This is a genomic window from Acinetobacter sp. ANC 5045 (assembly GCF_004331005.1).
GTDB lineage: Bacteria > Pseudomonadota > Gammaproteobacteria > Pseudomonadales > Moraxellaceae > Acinetobacter > Acinetobacter towneri.
In genome coordinates, this window is the sequence record NZ_SJNS01000006.1 from 105,130 (window position 1) to 121,449 (window position 16,320).

General features: G+C 42.7%; 18 protein-coding genes. 12 read left to right on the forward strand and 6 right to left on the reverse strand.

Features of this window, described 5'->3' with window-relative positions; translation table 11 throughout:
• Position 1: 1 nt before the first annotated feature.
• Entirely contained in the window at positions 2-1,261 is a 1,260-nt protein-coding gene (locus tag E0H79_RS06975; protein ID WP_004974135.1) for a hypothetical protein, read from the forward strand.
• Positions 1,262-1,367: 106 nt separating this feature from the next.
• On the opposite strand, the gene ppk1 is transcribed toward E0H79_RS06975, so the two are convergent.
• The 4 genes from ppk1 to mhpT form a co-directional block, all read right to left on the reverse strand.
• Positions 1,368-3,431: a polyphosphate kinase 1 gene (ppk1, locus tag E0H79_RS06980; protein ID WP_131261229.1), complete on the reverse strand. Its 2,064-nt coding sequence runs from the start codon at positions 3,429-3,431 to the stop codon at positions 1,368-1,370.
• 232 nt (positions 3,432-3,663) lie between these two features.
• Positions 3,664-4,290: a bifunctional nicotinamidase/pyrazinamidase gene (gene pncA, locus E0H79_RS06985; protein WP_104852749.1), complete on the reverse strand. Its 627-nt coding sequence runs from the start codon at positions 4,288-4,290 to the stop codon at positions 3,664-3,666.
• A 47-nt stretch (positions 4,291-4,337) separates the two neighbouring features.
• Entirely contained in the window at positions 4,338-4,739 is a 402-nt protein-coding gene (locus E0H79_RS06990; protein ID WP_131261230.1) for a hypothetical protein, read from the reverse strand.
• Between the two features lie 196 nt (positions 4,740-4,935).
• Positions 4,936-6,162 carry a 3-(3-hydroxy-phenyl)propionate transporter MhpT gene (gene mhpT / locus E0H79_RS06995; RefSeq protein ID WP_131261231.1) on the reverse strand — a complete coding sequence of 409 codons (1,227 nt, stop codon included), beginning with the start codon at positions 6,160-6,162 and terminating at the stop codon, positions 4,936-4,938.
• A gap of 971 nt (positions 6,163-7,133) precedes the next feature.
• On the opposite strand from mhpT, the gene dapA reads away from it, so the two are divergent.
• The 4 genes from dapA (at position 7,134) to E0H79_RS07015 (ending at position 9,975) form a co-directional block, all read left to right on the forward strand.
• The gene (gene dapA / locus E0H79_RS07000; protein ID WP_131261232.1) at positions 7,134-8,033 is read left to right on the forward strand and encodes a 4-hydroxy-tetrahydrodipicolinate synthase; all 900 of its coding nucleotides are present in this window, start codon (positions 7,134-7,136) and stop codon (positions 8,031-8,033) included.
• 14 nt (positions 8,034-8,047) lie between these two features.
• Positions 8,048-8,647 (forward strand): hypothetical protein, encoded by a 600-nt coding sequence (locus E0H79_RS07005; protein WP_026438344.1) that lies wholly within the window; start codon positions 8,048-8,050, stop codon positions 8,645-8,647.
• Between the two features lie 36 nt (positions 8,648-8,683).
• The gene (purC, locus tag E0H79_RS07010; RefSeq protein WP_004974116.1) at positions 8,684-9,403 is read left to right on the forward strand and encodes a phosphoribosylaminoimidazolesuccinocarboxamide synthase; all 720 of its coding nucleotides are present in this window, start codon (positions 8,684-8,686) and stop codon (positions 9,401-9,403) included.
• A 359-nt stretch (positions 9,404-9,762) separates the two neighbouring features.
• Positions 9,763-9,975, forward strand: a complete 213-nt coding sequence (locus E0H79_RS07015) for a cold-shock protein (RefSeq protein WP_004974113.1) — start codon at positions 9,763-9,765, stop codon at positions 9,973-9,975.
• A gap of 114 nt (positions 9,976-10,089) precedes the next feature.
• On the opposite strand, the gene E0H79_RS07020 is transcribed toward E0H79_RS07015, so the two are convergent.
• Positions 10,090-11,358, reverse strand: a complete 1,269-nt coding sequence (locus tag E0H79_RS07020; protein ID WP_004974112.1) for a replication-associated recombination protein A — start codon at positions 11,356-11,358, stop codon at positions 10,090-10,092.
• A gap of 117 nt (positions 11,359-11,475) precedes the next feature.
• A complete protein-coding gene (locus E0H79_RS07025; protein WP_131261233.1) occupies positions 11,476-11,928 on the reverse strand; it encodes a YcgN family cysteine cluster protein in 453 nt (150 codons plus the stop codon).
• Between the two features lie 192 nt (positions 11,929-12,120).
• Here E0H79_RS07025 and E0H79_RS07030 point away from each other — a divergent pair, with 192 nt between their 5' ends.
• From E0H79_RS07030 to E0H79_RS07060, 7 genes are all read left to right on the forward strand, one after another.
• Positions 12,121-12,279 carry a DUF1328 domain-containing protein gene (locus tag E0H79_RS07030; protein ID WP_004974108.1) on the forward strand — a complete coding sequence of 53 codons (159 nt, stop codon included), beginning with the start codon at positions 12,121-12,123 and terminating at the stop codon, positions 12,277-12,279.
• Positions 12,280-12,486: 207 nt separating this feature from the next.
• The gene (locus E0H79_RS07035; RefSeq protein WP_131261234.1) at positions 12,487-13,227 is read left to right on the forward strand and encodes a dienelactone hydrolase family protein; all 741 of its coding nucleotides are present in this window, start codon (positions 12,487-12,489) and stop codon (positions 13,225-13,227) included.
• A gap of 69 nt (positions 13,228-13,296) precedes the next feature.
• Complete coding sequence (locus tag E0H79_RS07040) at positions 13,297-13,659, forward strand: HIT family protein (RefSeq protein WP_070155794.1); 363 nt, start codon at positions 13,297-13,299, stop codon at positions 13,657-13,659.
• 136 nt (positions 13,660-13,795) lie between these two features.
• Entirely contained in the window at positions 13,796-14,830 is a 1,035-nt protein-coding gene (gene mutY, locus E0H79_RS07045) for an A/G-specific adenine glycosylase (RefSeq protein ID WP_131261235.1), read from the forward strand.
• A 60-nt stretch (positions 14,831-14,890) separates the two neighbouring features.
• Positions 14,891-15,430: a M23 family metallopeptidase gene (locus tag E0H79_RS07050; RefSeq protein ID WP_131261236.1), complete on the forward strand. Its 540-nt coding sequence runs from the start codon at positions 14,891-14,893 to the stop codon at positions 15,428-15,430.
• A gap of 18 nt (positions 15,431-15,448) precedes the next feature.
• Entirely contained in the window at positions 15,449-15,694 is a 246-nt protein-coding gene (locus E0H79_RS07055) for a hypothetical protein (protein WP_004974096.1), read from the forward strand.
• 40 nt (positions 15,695-15,734) lie between these two features.
• Positions 15,735-16,298: a DNA-3-methyladenine glycosylase I gene (locus E0H79_RS07060; protein WP_131261237.1), complete on the forward strand. Its 564-nt coding sequence runs from the start codon at positions 15,735-15,737 to the stop codon at positions 16,296-16,298.
• Positions 16,299-16,320 lie beyond the last annotated feature (22 nt).

The following is a 16,320-nucleotide window of genomic DNA, read 5'->3' on the forward strand; positions in this document are numbered from 1 at the left end:
CTTGAATGCGCCTAGACAAGGGCTATTTGCTAGCCTATTGATTGTAAGTTTTGCTTTTCACACCTTTTTATTGGTGCTTGCAACAACACACCAATTAAATGAAAACCGCGCCAATCAGGGGCAGTTAATGACCAGCCAACTGGTCACAGACAGCCTTTCTGAGCTGGAACCTGCCAATACAGTATCACTGGCATTATTGGTGAATCGTTATGCCACCAATCCAAGCATTGCTTCTATTCGTATTTTAGATGCGCAAAATCAGGTCTTGGCGACAGGTGGACAGTCACGTACCCGTGAAGGTGAAGTCTTTGTCCGCGATGCAATCATCAATGAAAAGAAAGTCGGCAGCATTGAAATTACCTTAATTCAGCCAAGTATTGGTGAAATTCTGCGTACCCAATGGTTAGCGACACTTTTATCATTATTGGTTCATGGCTTGTTATGGTTGGCTTATCGCGCGATTGCCCGTCCAAGTCGTAGTGAATATTTAGCACGCATTAATAATGAATCTCGCCTTAAACACGAATTACAATTATTGACGCAAGCCCTTGAACAAGAAAAACATCAAACGGCTTTGGCACTTGCGCAGGCACAGCAACAGCCTAAACCTGTGATGTCGCCTAAAGCAAACAAAGCCATTGAGCAAAGCCAAGAGCAAAACAACATTGCGCTGAATATTCAGTTTTATGACCCGAAACAATTATTAGACACGGTCACGCAAAGTGTGTCTGTGCCTTATTTTAGCTTATGTCAGATTTTCCTGAACAAAAGCATTGAACTGTGCGTACAACACTACAAGTTAAACCGTTCCGACATTCAAACAGTACAACCATTCCATGAAGATGGCGCAACACTCAGTATTGCAGCCAATACACCAAATGCAGCAGCCTGTATGGCCATGATTGGCACGGTGTTCCAGTTATTGTCTGAAGTGCTGTATAAGCGTTATCGTGAAGAAAAGCGTTTTGTGTTGCAAACTCGCAGTGGTTTATCAACCGCAGTCGAAGCCATGCAGTTATCTGCAGTGCAGGCAGCAGAGCGTTTGGTGCATCAATTATCTGCTCGTGAAAATGCAGTGCATTTACCGAATGAATTACTAGATGAACTGTCTACGCATTATGAATTGGTGAGTATGCCAAATCCGACCAATGTGCTGATGCGCCATGCCTTTATGGTTAATGGCATGGACAGCCAATCGGCTGAGTTGGCGCAAAGCCTGCGAACTGAAATTCTAAAAGGCAAACATTCAAGAGCTTCTTAAAATAATCCATGAGATGCCTTAAAAGCATAAAAACCTGAGTATGCACACATACTCAGGTTTTTTATACTCACAGATGCTAGATCACATCCATTTACTGCAGCCCAATTTACACATTCAACTGCTTCTGCTCGACCAAATACATTTGCGCATTGTGTACAGCAGCCTGCCCCACCACAGCAGCTTTCTGCCATTCGCCATTGGCTTGTAGCTCCCACGCATTTTGATTGTCATGCAAATAACTCAGCAAGCCATCTTCTACAATACGCTGTTTAATTTTCTCATCCAAAATAGGGAAGCAAGTTTCCACCCGTGAAAATAAGTTGCGCCCCATCCAGTCTGCGCTGGCGCAGTACAATTTTTTTGCACCACCATGCTCAAAATAATACACGCGGGTATGTTCCAAAAAGCGTCCCACAATCGAACGGACATGAATACGCTCAGACATACCTTTCACTTTTGGAATCAAACAACAAATCGAGCGGATAATTAAATCGACCTGTACCCCTGCCTGCGAAGCACGGTACAAAGCCGTAATTAACTCAGGCTCAGTCAATGCATTGACTTTAATGATAATTCGGGCAGCTTTGCCTGCTTGTGCAAACCCGATTTCTTGTTCAATCAGTTTGAGCAATTCACTGTGCAAGGTAAATGGTGCATGCAGCAAGTTTTTTAATTTTGCCGATCTGCCCATGCCTGTGAGTTCCTGAAACACCCGATGCACATCTTCACAAATATCAGGATGTGTGGTCATCAAACCATAGTCGGTGTACATACGTGCATTGCCCGCATGATAGTTGCCTGTACCCAAATGCACATAGCGCACCAACTGATCTTGCTCACGACGCACAATCAAAATCATTTTGGCATGGGTTTTATAGCCGACAATGCCATACACCACCACTGCGCCTGCCTCTTGCAAGACGTTGGCGACCATAATGTTGGATTCTTCATCAAAACGTGCGCGTAGCTCGATCACGGCAGTGACTTCTTTGCCATTACGTGCGGCTTCTGCAAGTACCTGCACAATTTCAGAATCTGGGCCACTACGATACAGCGTTTGCTTAATCGCCAACACATTTGGGTCTTTCGCCGCTTCTTTGAGTAAATTAATCACCGGCTGAAAAGAGTCAAATGGGTGATGTAGCAACACATCCTGCTTTTTCAGAATCTCAAACATCGGTTTTTGCTTCCGAAATATTTTTGGAATCACAGGTGCAAAAGGTGGATATTTCAATTCAGGTCGGTCAAAACTACTGGTCAGACGCGACAGGTTAATCGGCCCGCTAATCCGATATAATTGCTGCTCATCTAAATCAAACTCTCTGAGCAAATAATCAATAATATCTTGCGGGCAATCATCTTCAATTTCTAAACGTACCGCACGCCCAAAACGACGTGACGATAATTCATCTTTTAAGGCAACTGCCAAATCATCGACATCTTCGGCCAAAATCAGGTCGGCATTGCGGGTCACTCGAAACGCATAGCAACCTGTGGCTTTCATGCCTGGGAACAGATCATTGATATGCTGCTGAATAATCGCAGTCAAGAAAATATGTTCAGTCGCACTACCTGCCACTTCTTTTGGCAAATTGATTAAACGTGGCAAAGAGCGTGGCGCAGGCACAATCGCCATTTCAATTTCACGTCCAAAAGCATCTTTGCCTTGTAAACTGACAATAAAGTTCAGACTTTTATTGACCAAACGCGGAAATGGATGCGATGGGTCTAGGCTAATTGGCGTTAAAACAGGCTGTACCTGACGGGCAAAATAATCGGCAATCCACGCTTTATGTTTATCCACAATGTCATGGTATTGAATAAAGTGAATCCCTAAACTTTGCAGCTGCGGCAAAATGGCATAATTTAAAGTGTCGTATTGCTGCTTCACCGCCTGATGCACTTTATCAGACAGTTCTACCAAGACCTGTTCAGTCGGAATGGCATCTGGGGTACGGGTAATGGCATTCAAATCGAGTTGCTTCATTAAACCTGCAACGCGAATTTCAAAAAACTCATCTAAATTACGTGAAAAAATAATTAAAAAATTGAGTCGCTCTAAAATAGGTAACTCTGGGTCTAAAGCTTGCGCCAAGACCCGACGGTTAAACTCAATTAAAGAGAGTTCACGATTAAAATAAGTATCAGATGAATGCTGAAAGTGTTCCATATCTTCTCTATGCTGTTTTTAAGACAGTCTGCTTATTTCGCCTCTGTGCAAGGCATGGTAGGTAGAGATTATGACAATCATGTTACACCCACAATCAATCGCAGAACATTTCGTCAAAATTGGGTATATGTAAAAAATTGATTTTTATTTATTTTATTTTACATTTAATCTATTTTTATAGCAAAAAGGAAGATTTCGCCCTTCCCTTTCGCGGCCAGTTCGTTATCTAGTTTTAGCCAAGTAAGTGCTGACTTTGTACTCGCTGTACTCCTTGTGCCAACATCTGTTGCCATGCTTGTTCTAAAGAGCCATTTAAATCAATCGCTTTGGTGGCATCTTCAATCACATAGGTGCTAAAACCCAACTCACAGGCATCTATTGCCGTCCACGCCACACAAAAGTCGGTGGCAATGCCCACAATATAAACCGTATCAATTTCACGGGCTTTTAAATAGGCCGCCAAGCCTGTGGTGGTTTTGCGGTCTGCTTCCATAAAGGCAGAATAACTGTCTATTTGCTCGTGAAAACCTTTGCGTATAATCAATTGTGCTGTAGGCAAATCTAAATCTGGGTGTAATTCAGCATCAGCTGTGCCTTGCACACAATGCACAGGCCACAACACTTGCTCGCCATAACTGAGCTGAATCTGCTCATAGTCCTGTTTGCCTGCATGGTTGGCAGCAAAGGACACATGCGTTGCAGGATGCCAGTCTTGGGTGATCACAATGTTCTGAAACACACGTCCCAACGCATTAATGCAGGGAATAATTTGATCGGCATTTGCAACCGCCAAATTACCTCCTGGACAAAAACCATTTTGCACATCAACCACAATCAAGGCATTATTCAGCTGCTGCATGCTGTTTCCTTTCCCATCTTAAACGCTACCCTCAGCATAGCTGAAATTTAAGTCTGAGTTGTATCGCTTTGATAAAAATAAAAAGAATCGTTTTCGGCACAATGTTGATAGTTCGGTAGCTGTAACAATAATTGCCGTACAAAACGTGGATAGATTTTGGCTTTGCGTGCAGTCGCGGCATGAAAATAAAAATAAGGCAGTGGATGCCGAGTTAAATAATTGACCAAATGCTGTCGGGTTAAACGCATCACCTGAAAGGCATCAATACCTGCGTTGACATCTTCATAAGTAGCTTGATCGGCAAATGCCAGCCACGCGTTTTGTTTTGGAGAAGTCCGTGTTGCTCGAAAATGGCGTTTCAGTTCTAAGATAAATTCATATTCAATCAGATACAGCGAAAACTGCTGTTGATCCAACTGAAATTCTGCAATCAATTTTTTCTGCTTCAAATGATACTCTTATATTTACTGTTTTTTAGGACTTATTATACCCTGCTTGCGTCATTGCCACCCAGTAGAACAGGCAGCTTTGCGACAGTACTTGTCACACTTCATTCGAGCATTTTCTCTCAAAAATCAGCGATCAACATACAAAAAAATAGCCTGCAGGTGCAGGCTATTTGGTCTTTCAACTGTTCTCATCCTTTTAAACAGTTTGAATACGACGTACCAATAACAACATGAAAATGGCTGAAATAATAATACATGGAATGGCTGCTGAAATAACCCCAGCCGCACCAAAGCCTGCTGCCAACAACTGACCTGCAATAGCAGGGCCAAGCATTGCGCCTACACGACCAACAGCAGAGGCAACACCGACCCCAGTACCACGTACTTCGGTTGGGTAGACAATACTACCAAAAGCATATAACACGCCCTGACAGCCAATCACAAAAGCACCGACCAAAGCTGAAGCCATATACATTTGCATGAGTGAACCCGCTGCATTTAGAGCAAATAAACCTGCCAAAATACCACCATACATCAATAAAATCACGTAGGCTTTTTTCCAACGGTCGGTCAGCATACCCAAAATTACAGTACCGACTGTCGCACTCACCATGAAATAGAACTGTGCAGTACTGCCTTCTTTACGCGAGAAACCTAATTCCATAAATAAAGATGGTAACCAGCTCAACATGATGTAAACCACCATCAAGGTAAAGAAGTAACTCACCCAAATAAATAAGGTACGCAATAAGTTTTGTGAATTAAACAAATCTTTAAAAGATGCTTTTGGCGCAGCATTTTGTGCTGTGACATCTTTACCTGCCGCTTGTGCTTTTAAGAATTCACGTGATTCTGGCAATAACCACATCATCAATGGAATGACAATAAATGGCAGCAAACCACCCAAATAGAAAATGTTTTTCCAGTTTGAGCCAAAATCTGTACTGGCAATTAAAGATAAAATGGCTGCACCCACAGGCATACCACAATACATCAAGCCCACAGCACGACCACGGTTTTGTGGCGAAACAGCTTCAGATGCCAAAGTAATTAAAATTGGCATGGCTGCCCCTAAACCCGCACCTGCCAAGAAGCGCACCGCCAATAGGCTTTCAAAGCTATTCACCCACACCGTACATAAGGTAAATAAAGCAAAGACTGCTGTAGACCAGATTAATACTTTTTTACGACCAATACGGTCTGCAAAACGTCCGCCAACCAAAGCACCTGGCAATAAACCTAAAATACCCGCACTAAAAAATACCCCAAGCTGCGAGCTGTCTAAACCAAAATGCTCACGGATACCTGCCGCAGCAATACCTGCTGCCTGAATATCCAGACCTTCAATCACTGCAATTAAAAAGCAGATCGCGACGGTAATAACCGCATGCCGCTGATCGCTATGTTGTGTTGATCTATCCATTGGGTCCCTCTACTAGAATTAGATAGCCATGTGAAAGCCTGCATCTTGCGCAGTTTTAAACTGCAGCAATAGCTATCAATAAGTGTTAGACCAAAGTGAATTTTTTCAGATCAGCGCAAACGTGTTGCGCAGCATGTAGAAAAAAACATAGCGAAAAAAACAATAAATCTGGCAAATTACACGCTATTTTCCCGCTTAAAGCAGTAAATTCAGCGCAAGATTTCTCACCATTTAAGAAGTCAGCGACAACATAGGTAGACTTAAAAGCTATTATTCTTAAGAATCAAAAATCAAAATATCCCGATTAAAACAGTCAGATATAAGATCTATAAGGTCTGAATTGAGCGTTTTTTTATATAAATATCTAGGGTCTGTTGACAATTCATCTATGTTTGCGACGTGAGAGATATATCTCGCAAGATTTTTTAGCTGATATAAGGCATGAGACAGGAAATTTAGTCATTCTAAATGACTGGCACATAACGCAATAGCAGCAAAAAATATGCTCGCCCTGAAAGGCTGTGGCTAAAACTTTCTCAGATTGCGTTATGAAACTTGGCAATAGTCTCGCTATTCCCTGCGTTTCATGCCTGATCTGCTCAGTTTTAGCCTACAGCGCAAGCCATTTATGAAATGTCAACAGACCCTATATTCAGCGTTGTATTTCAAACTTGAGGCTAAAAAAGTGCTGATGAGGGTTGCGCCATACCAATGAAAATTTGGGTACAAAGGAGATGGTTATTATTTTTTTATTTTGAACAACAAGCTGCTGATCCTAAAATACTAAATTAAACAAAGTTTATGATTGCTTTGACGAAAGCATATTGTTCTGACACACTGAATCAGTCATAATTTGGCTAAGCATTATTTAATCAATTTGATTGAATTTTGACCCAAATCAAAATACTGCAACCATCCACATCTACCTTTTCTACACCTCTGTGGATGGAAAAATAGGATCTTTTTAAAAAATGACTCAGCAAGCACAGACCATTCAAGGCTCAATTGTCGCAATTGTCACCCCAATGTTAGAAGATGGCAGCGTAGATTGGAAAGGTCTCGAGAAGCTCGTTGAGTGGCACATAGAACAAGGTACCAACAGTATTGTTGCTGTAGGTACAACTGGTGAAGCATCGACCTTAAGTATGGAAGAGCACACCAAAGTGATCGCAGAAATTATTCGCGTCGCAAATAAGCGTATTCCTGTCATTGCTGGTACTGGTGCAAACTCAACGCATGAAGCCATCGAACTGACCAAAGAAGCACAACAATTGGGCGCAGATGCGGCCTTATTGGTAACGCCTTATTATAATAAGCCAACTCAGGAAGGTTTATACCAGCACTATAAAGCAATTGCAGAAGCAGTTGATTTACCTATCATTTTATATAATGTACCGGGTCGTACTGGTGTAGATATGTCAAATGAAACGGTCATCCGTCTTGCAGACATCCCAAATATTGTGGGCGTAAAAGATGCAACGGGCGATGTGCCACGTGGTCAGCAATTATTGGCTGGCTTAACAGGCAAAAACATGGTGGTGTATTCAGGCGATGACGCTACGGCATATCAATTGATGCTGCACGGTGCAAAAGGCAATATTTCTGTAACTGCCAATGTTGCACCAAAAGCCATGAGCCAAGTTTGCGCGGCTGCAATCGCAGGTGATGCTGCAGGTGCAGAGCAACAAAACAGTGCGATTGCAAATTTACACAATATTCTATTTTGTGAATCGAACCCAATTCCTGTGAAATGGGCACTTCATGAAATGGGATTAATTGGTACAGGAATTCGCCTGCCATTAACTCCGCTTGCAGAACAATATCGTGCACCGTTACGCGAAGCCCTTCAGGCTGCGGGTGTCATTCAATAAAAGAGCTTAGTATGATGCAATTACGTTTTGGTTTTATCGCCGCACTTTCAGTATTGAGTTTGGCTGGTTGTAGTTCTCTTGCCATCAATAATGGTTCATTGGACTATAAAGACGCCGCTACTTTAGCACCACTTCAATATCCAGAAGGTTCTGTGGTTCGACCTGCAACACCGTTGTATCCTGCACCAAGCGTTGACCCTTTAGCAACGGCAAATGCACCTAAGCTTGAAAATGCACGTGGCAACCGTTTTGCGATGCCACGTCCTGAAGCCATGCAAGCCAGCAGCAACACAGTTCAAGACAGTACGCAAATTGGACGTCCTCAACCCGTAGTTGACGGAAACCAAAATCCGTTGCTCAAAATTGATGGAAATTCTGCTACAATTTGGCAATACACACTTGCCACCCTCAGCAGTCTGAATTACAGCATTGTTGGTCAAAGTAAGAACCGTTACGAGGCAACCATTAAGGTCGATCAACAGATTTATGTCTTAAGATTGACCTCTGTCGGTTCGAGCAACAACCTAGCTGTATTCAATGCCGATAACAGCTTTGCAGATCAAGAAAAAGCTGCAGATCTGTTGGCCCAGATTTACCAAAATTGGCCAGCCTAGCCGTACTAGGCATTTTTTTTTGAAAAAGGTTCCCTCATGTTAAAACAAACCTTGCTCTATACTGGTAAAGCAAAATCTGTTTATACCACAGACAGTGCAGACCACCTGATTTTAGTCTTTCGTGATGATGCCTCTGCGTTCAATGGCGAAAAAATCGAACAACTAGATCGTAAAGGTAAGGTGAACAACCGTTTTAACGCCTTTATCATGGAAAAATTGGCTGAAGCGGGTATCGAAACTCACTTTGAAAAACTACTTACACCAAACGAAGTATTGGTGAAAAAGTTAGACATGATTCCTGTAGAATGCGTTATTCGTAACTACGCTGCAGGTTCACTCTGCCGTCGTTTAGGTGTAGAAGAAGGTAAAGAACTGACCCCACCTACATTTGAATTGTTCTTTAAAGATGACGCTCTTGGCGACCCAATGGTAAACGAATCTCAAGCGATTGCTTTAGGTTGGGCCAATGCTGAACAATTGGCAAAAATGAAAGAATTAACTTACCAAGTCAACGATGTATTAAAAGCATTGTTTGATGCAGGTAACATGATTTTGGTCGACTTCAAACTTGAGTTTGGTGTATTCCACGACCGTATTGTGTTGGGTGATGAGTTCTCTCCAGACGGTTGCCGTTTATGGGACAAAGACACCAAGAAGAAACTCGACAAAGACCGTTTCCGTCAAGGTTTAGGCGGTGTGGTTGAAGCTTATGAAGAAGTTGCTGCACGTTTAGGCATCGACTTAGACAATATCTAATTCAAGCTTTTCAATTTTAAAAGCTGAATTCCCAAAACCGAGCAACATTGCTCGGTTTTTTGTATTTTGCTGTAGACCAAACAGGGTTTACAAACCAAATCTTTGAAAAAATCGCCCCATCCACAATGCCCAGTCTGTCTGCCTATTTTTAAATTTATCTGAATTTAAATTGTGTATTCTGCAATTCCGTGTATGCTTGTTGTCATACTAGAAAAATATGAAGTTCGTTTTAATCGTCTAAGTCCGTAGTTTTATTTTGTAATCCTTCGTTTGTTCAGATTTTAAGTCGCATCTTTTTCCCAGTTATTCCAAATCTTTTTTAGATTGCAACATATTAAAATTCAGCAGGATATTTCCCTATGTCAAATCCGACAATGAAAGGCACGGTAAAGTGGTTTAACGAAACTAAAGGTTTTGGTTTTATTCAACCAGAATCTGGTCCAGATGTGTTTGCGCATTTCAGCGAAATCGCACACTCAGGCTTCAAGACTTTACACGAAGGTCAGCAAGTTGAATTCAGCATTGCGCAAGGTCAAAAAGGCCCGAATGCTGTAAACATCAAACCGCTTTAAACCTTTGAATGCAGCACTCAAGGCTGCAAACAAATCTAAAAAAGCTCAAGTTGATTCTTGAGCTTTTTTTATGCCAATACTTTTACAAATATCTTTTCAGCTATACCAAATCGCTTAGGATTGAGTCTGCTGCCAACGACGTTGTTGTAAACGCTCACCTTCCACTTCACGTTTATTACGTGCCGACTCATACAACTTTGTGCCTTTCAGTTCAGGCGGCAAATAGTCCTGTAGCACAAAATGCTCTGGGTAATTGTGCGGATACAAATAATCTACGCCATAGCCTTGTTCTTTCATCAGTTTGGTCGGTGCATTACGCAAATGCAGTGGCACAGGTAAGTTGGCGGTTTTTTCAGCCAAATCCATGGCTTTATTAATTGCCAAATAAGTACTGTTACTTTTGGCACTGGTTGCCAAATATACTGCACATTGTCCTAAAATAATCCGCGCTTCGGGCATACCCAGCACTTGTACCGAGCGGAAACACTCGCCTGCCAATAACAAGGCATTCGGATTTGAATTGCCAATATCTTCCGAAGCAGCAATCAACATGCGACGCGCAATAAAGCTCGGGTCTTCACCGCCTTTGAGCATGCGCGCCATCCAATACAATGCAGCATCGGGGTCACTGCCACGAATTGACTTAATAAAAGCCGATACCAAATCATAATGTTGCTCGCCTGACTTGTCATAACGGGCAATGTTTTGTTGCGCAACCTTGACCACAATCGCGTTGGTGATGATATTTTCCACCTCGGGTTCAAAGGTGCTTGCCACCAAGTCCAGTAGGTTTAAAGCCTTGCGTGCATCACCTGCAGCAAACTGAATCAGAGCATCAAATTCTTCAATCTGAATATAACGGTCTTTTAAGAATTGATCTTGCTGAATGGCTTGAGTAAGCAAAGTCTGAATCGAATCGGCATCTAAAGCCTTTAAGGTATAGACCTGACAACGTGAAAGCAGCGCACTATTGACTTCAAAAGATGGATTTTCCGTGGTCGCACCAATTAAGGTGATTTTGCCCTTTTCCACCGCATTTAATAAGGCATCTTGCTGCGACTTATTAAAACGATGAATTTCATCAATAAACACCACTGGTGTGAGCAAATCGCCGCCTTCGGCAATAATTTCACGCAGCTCTTTGACCCCAGTATTCAAGGCAGAAAGGCTGATAAAAGGACGATCTACCGCCTGCGCCAACAGCAAAGCGATGGTGGTTTTCCCCACCCCTGGTGGCCCCCAGAAAATAATTGAAGGCAAATGCCCCTGATCAATCATTTGGCGTAACGGCGCTTGCTCACCTAAAAGATGATCTTGACCAATAATTTGCGATAAATCGCGTGGACGCAAACGCTCAGGCAGTGGAATATGACTCTCTGACATCTTGTTATTTCTATACTTGACTTCAACCTAGTCTACTATGATCTCAAGCTTTGGAGTATTTCTAATCGTACCGATTTATCGCTAAAACACGATTCAAAGTTTATTCTGCAGTATGAATTAACGCACCCAACGCACCACATAATCTTCTATATCTTCTTCTGCAACATCCAGTTCTGAAATACAACGCCCTGCCGCAGATTTTTTGGCTTTAATCACACTTTGGCGTGAGCCCGTATTTAAGTAATGCCAAGATGGCAAATTTTTACCCTCTTTTAAACGACGATAGGCACAACTTGGCGGCAACCAGTGAATTTTTTCCAGTTTTTCGGGGGTAAGTTGAATGCAATCGGGTACAAAGTCAAAGCGATTGGCATAATCTGAACAACGTGCTGTGTTACAGTCCAGTAACTTGCACGCCACTTTGGTATAGGCCACTTCTTGTGTGTCTTCATCTTCCAGTTTAACCAAACAGCATAAACCGCAACCATCGCACAAGGCTTCCCATTCCGCAGTCTTTAAGGCATTCAGCGGATAGTTTTTCCAAAATTCAGGTCGTAATTGATCAGACATAGCGCACAGAAAATAATAAAACTGCGTCATTATAACAGCCTTGTTTCAACTTGTTGCTTTTGTTTAGTCTTTAAATGAATCAAACACTTAACTCAAACAACTGAACATTTAATACACAAAAACAAAACAGTGTGCTGCGTTCAGCTCCCTATACTAAATTCCAGAAGCTATAAAAACACATGGAGAACAATTATGTTTCGTTGGGCTATAATCTTCGCAGTGATTGCGTTAATCGCGAGTTTACTTGGTTTTGGTGGTGTCGCTGGTTTATCCAAAGACTTTGCCATTATTTTATTGGTGATTGCTGTAATTTTGGCAATTGTTGGTTTCCTCTCTCGCGGAAAAATCTAGTGACCTCGTCTATAAATTCCTAAAAATCAGATAAAAAAGAAGGATTTTTCCTTCTTTTTTTATGTCTGCTTTTTACGCAACAAATGCCAATTTGGCTCTTTTTAAAATATTTTCTCACATTTATAGGCAGTATTTCCCCTGTTTTTAAAAATGCGTGCCATATTATTATGCTTTAATCATGGCATTGAAAACGATAAGGAATAAGGCATGGCTTTAGCAATCAAAACTCGCGAAATTGAATATACGGCTGCAGATGGCAGCAAACTGATCGGTTATTTTGCTGCACCAGAAGCAGCTCAAGCTATCGCGGGGGTGATTGTCGCACCTGAATGGTGGGGACGTAACGAATACACCGAACAACGTGCGCGTGAATTGGCTGAACATGGTTTTGCAGCCTTAGCGATTGATATGTATGGCGATAAAAAAGTCACCACCACCGCAGCCCAAGCCAATGAATGGATGATGCAAACTTTTGCAGATGCAGACACAATTGTGACTCGTGCGTCTGCAGCTTTGGACACTTTAGCTGCCCAACCTGAAGTAAATCGCGATAAACTCGCTGCAATTGGTTTCTGTTATGGCGGCAAAGTCGTTCTGGATTTGGCTCGTTCTGGCGCAGCATTAAAAGCAGTGGTGACCTTCCACGCCAACCTCAGCCCGAAAGCCCCTGCACAACAAGGTCAGGTACAAGCCGAGATTTTGGTGTTGCATGGTGAACTGGACAGCATGGTGACTTTAGACGACGTCGCAAGTTTCCGTGAAGAAATGCACGCGGCTCAAGTAGAGCATGAAGTGATTATTTTTGAAGATGCCAAACACGGCTTTAGTAACCCTCAAGCCGATGAACGTGCCAAAGCCAATGGGGTCGATTTAGGCTATAACGCATCGGCAGAGCAACAAGGTTTAGCTGCCATGTATGAAGTATTGGATCGTCGTTTAGCAGATTAATCTGCTGTTCACATTACGCAGCATATACTCAACGCAAGCCAAGAAAATTTTAAAGAAGAGGATATAACAATGACTGAGCAATGCCCTTATTGCAATTTTGATGATTATGATGTTTTGGCAAAAAATGAATTTGGGGTAATTTTGCCTGAACCCAATGCCCTGTCTAAAGGACATTGCGTGATCATTCCGCTACGTCACGTCGGCTCTTTTTTTGACATTACAGACAAAGAACGTAAAAGTTTATTGTCTTTATTAGAATTGGCGCGCAATGAGTTGCAATTGCGTCATCAACCTGCAGGTTTCCATGTGGGTTTTAATGATGGCGATGTGTTTGATGCTAAATCTGAGCATTTACACATCCACATTATTCCACGCTATGAAGGTCAGACCTTAAAATTGGATAACCGTTGGGGTATGAGCGGTCAAATTTAAACCACGACTCGTTTTATCCCAAACCAAGTGAAACCAAACCTAAAGAAGAAGATGCACGCTCATCTTCTTTTTTTATGCACGTAATTCCCACGCCAGTTTGGCTATACTAAGCCGCTACTTTACAAACTGGGTTCGCATGACTGCTTTTTCATTTTCCGATGCTCTCCTCACGTGGTTCGATCAACACGGACGCCATGACCTGCCGTGGCAAGTCGCCGATGATCCCTATGCTGTGTGGGTGTCTGAAATCATGCTGCAACAAACTCAGGTCAAAACCGTATTGCAATATTTTGAGCGTTTTTTGCAGCGCTTTCCGACAGTGCAAGATTTAGGACGTGCAACTTGGGATGAAGTTGCACCGTATTGGGCAGGTTTAGGCTATTACGCCCGCGCCCGCAACTTGCATAAAGCCGCAGCCATTGTGGCACAGCAAGGACATTTTCCAAGTACGCTCGAACAGTGGATGGCTTTGCCGGGCATTGGTCGCTCTACGGGTGGTGCCATGATGTCGCTGGGTTTACGCCAATACGGCGTCATTATGGATGGCAACGTCAAACGGGTTTTAGCACGTTTTTTTGCTATTGAAGATGATTTATCCAAACCTGTACATGAACGTGCCATGTGGCAACTGGCAGAACAGCTCTGCCCCGAAGTGCGTAATCACGACTATACGCAGGCTATTATGGATTTGGGCGCCACCATTTGTACCCCCAAAAAACCACTGTGCTTATATTGCCCAATGCAACAACACTGCAAAGCACATCAACAAGGTTTAGAGCAGGAATTGCCCTTTAAAAAACCGAAAAAAGCCGTACCCGTTAAATCTGCACAGGTCTTAGTACTGCAATGCGCAGATCAGTGGTTATGGCAACAACGTCCCAATACAGGACTTTGGGGTGGACTATGGTGTTTGCCTGTCATTGAAGATGCACAGGCTTTTGAGCAACTGTGTCAAAGCTTGAGCCTTAAACAGGTACAGCAACGCGCACAGATTTCACATAGCTTTACCCATTTCACTTGGCAGCTTGAAGCACTGTGTTTTCAGGTCGATGCTGATCTACAAGAACACTTGGCAATAGAACTGAATGCAGATTGGTATAGTCCGCAACAAGCCAGCGATTTGGGCATTCCGACGGCCATGAAAAAATTGATCTCGGCAATCAATCTGTGACATAGTCAAGCATCGTGATGAATGAAATCTTTGCTTTCACTGCCATTACAAGGATGTCTTATGTTTCGATGGATTGCTGTTTTAAGCCTGTCACTCTTTACCTTATTGATTGCGGCCTGTAGTTCTGCACCGAAACGTCCTAGTACCCCACTCCCGCCTGCCTTGGTGCAAAAACTCAATCAAATGAGTTTAAAAACTCGCTTGCCCATTCCTGTGCAGGGCATTAAAGCGCATCAGTTGAATGACACTTGGGGTGCATCTCGTAGTAGCGGACGTTTGCATGAAGGCATTGATATTCTTGCCGCCAAAGGCAGCAAAGTGTATAGCGCTACAGAAGGTTTAATTGCAGACTTACGCGATAATCGCTTAGGTGGTAAAGTAATTTGGATATTAGGGCCTGCAGGCACTTGGCATTACTATGCACACTTGGATGGACATAAACGCGGTTTAAACGTGGGCGATTATGTCAAGGCAGGAACGCATATTGGCTATGTCGGCAATACAGGCAACGCCCGACACACTGCCGCACATTTGCATTACGGACTTTATTTAAATGGTAAAGGACGCGGTGCGGTCAATCCTTATCCTTATTTACGTTAATTTTGTTAGGAACATTTCATGTCTGAAGCCTTGATAAATCGATTGGTGGAATTTGCAGAATCTGGCAATCAACAAAAAATTGTGTTGGCAGGACAAGTCCATCAAGGCTGGGTCATGGAAATTACTGAAGATGCCCTGCTCATCAGCACAGGCTATTCAGATAAAATCGGTAAAGACAACTGGATTTCCTTTCACGATCTGCAACAGGCAGAACTATATTATTGGGATAACCAACATGACCAATGGGCAGCATTTCAGCTTTAAGCCTGTCCCATTCACATCTATTCAATAAGGAGCATGACCCATGACGATACAACGCTGTGGCTGGTGTTCCGATGATCCGCTCTATATTTCCTATCATGATTTAGAGTGGGGACAATCTGTATTTGCCGAAGCACATTTATTTGAAATGCTGTGTTTGGAAGGACAGCAAGCAGGCTTGTCTTGGATTACTGTATTAAAAAAACGTGAGGCGTATCGTCAACATTTTTTCCAATACAGCATTGCTGAAATTGCCGCATTTAGTGATGATGATCTTACGCTCAAATTACAAGATGCTGGATTAATTCGCCATCGAGGCAAATTACAAGCAATTCGTGACAACGCACGTGCATGGCAAAAACTAAAAGATGCCGATATAGACGTCGTGACATGGCTTTGGGATTTTGTCGCACAGCGACCTATTAGGAATGATGTACCTGACTATCGTCTTACGCCTGCACAAACCGACGCTAGTGTTGCCATGTCGAAAGCCCTAAAGAAAAATGGTTTTAAATTTGTAGGCCCGACCACCTGCTATGCTTTTATGCAAGCTGTAGGCATGGTCGATGATCATGAAAATCACTGTCACTTTAAAACAACATCTTAAAGCAACATCCAAGCTTTAGTAT

Bases quoted from the DNA above. Each gene is read 5' to 3' on its own strand.
- ppk1 (WP_131261229.1), bottom strand. From the start codon at position 3,431: ATGGAACACTTTCAGCATTCATCTGATACTTATTTTAATCGTGAACTC.
- pncA (WP_104852749.1), bottom strand. From the start codon at position 4,290: ATGCAGCAGCTGAATAATGCCTTGATTGTGGTTGATGTGCAAAATGGT.
- mhpT (WP_131261231.1), bottom strand. From the start codon at position 6,162: ATGGATAGATCAACACAACATAGCGATCAGCGGCATGCGGTTATTACC.
- dapA (WP_131261232.1), top strand. From the start codon at position 7,134: ATGACTCAGCAAGCACAGACCATTCAAGGCTCAATTGTCGCAATTGTC.
- E0H79_RS07005 (WP_026438344.1), top strand. From the start codon at position 8,048: ATGCAATTACGTTTTGGTTTTATCGCCGCACTTTCAGTATTGAGTTTG.
- purC (WP_004974116.1), top strand. From the start codon at position 8,684: ATGTTAAAACAAACCTTGCTCTATACTGGTAAAGCAAAATCTGTTTAT.
- E0H79_RS07015 (WP_004974113.1), top strand. From the start codon at position 9,763: ATGTCAAATCCGACAATGAAAGGCACGGTAAAGTGGTTTAACGAAACT.
- E0H79_RS07020 (WP_004974112.1), bottom strand. From the start codon at position 11,358: ATGTCAGAGAGTCATATTCCACTGCCTGAGCGTTTGCGTCCACGCGAT.
- E0H79_RS07025 (WP_131261233.1), bottom strand. From the start codon at position 11,928: ATGTCTGATCAATTACGACCTGAATTTTGGAAAAACTATCCGCTGAAT.
- E0H79_RS07030 (WP_004974108.1), top strand. From the start codon at position 12,121: ATGTTTCGTTGGGCTATAATCTTCGCAGTGATTGCGTTAATCGCGAGT.
- E0H79_RS07035 (WP_131261234.1), top strand. From the start codon at position 12,487: ATGGCTTTAGCAATCAAAACTCGCGAAATTGAATATACGGCTGCAGAT.
- E0H79_RS07040 (WP_070155794.1), top strand. From the start codon at position 13,297: ATGACTGAGCAATGCCCTTATTGCAATTTTGATGATTATGATGTTTTG.
- mutY (WP_131261235.1), top strand. From the start codon at position 13,796: ATGACTGCTTTTTCATTTTCCGATGCTCTCCTCACGTGGTTCGATCAA.
- E0H79_RS07050 (WP_131261236.1), top strand. From the start codon at position 14,891: ATGTTTCGATGGATTGCTGTTTTAAGCCTGTCACTCTTTACCTTATTG.
- E0H79_RS07055 (WP_004974096.1), top strand. From the start codon at position 15,449: ATGTCTGAAGCCTTGATAAATCGATTGGTGGAATTTGCAGAATCTGGC.
- E0H79_RS07060 (WP_131261237.1), top strand. From the start codon at position 15,735: ATGACGATACAACGCTGTGGCTGGTGTTCCGATGATCCGCTCTATATT.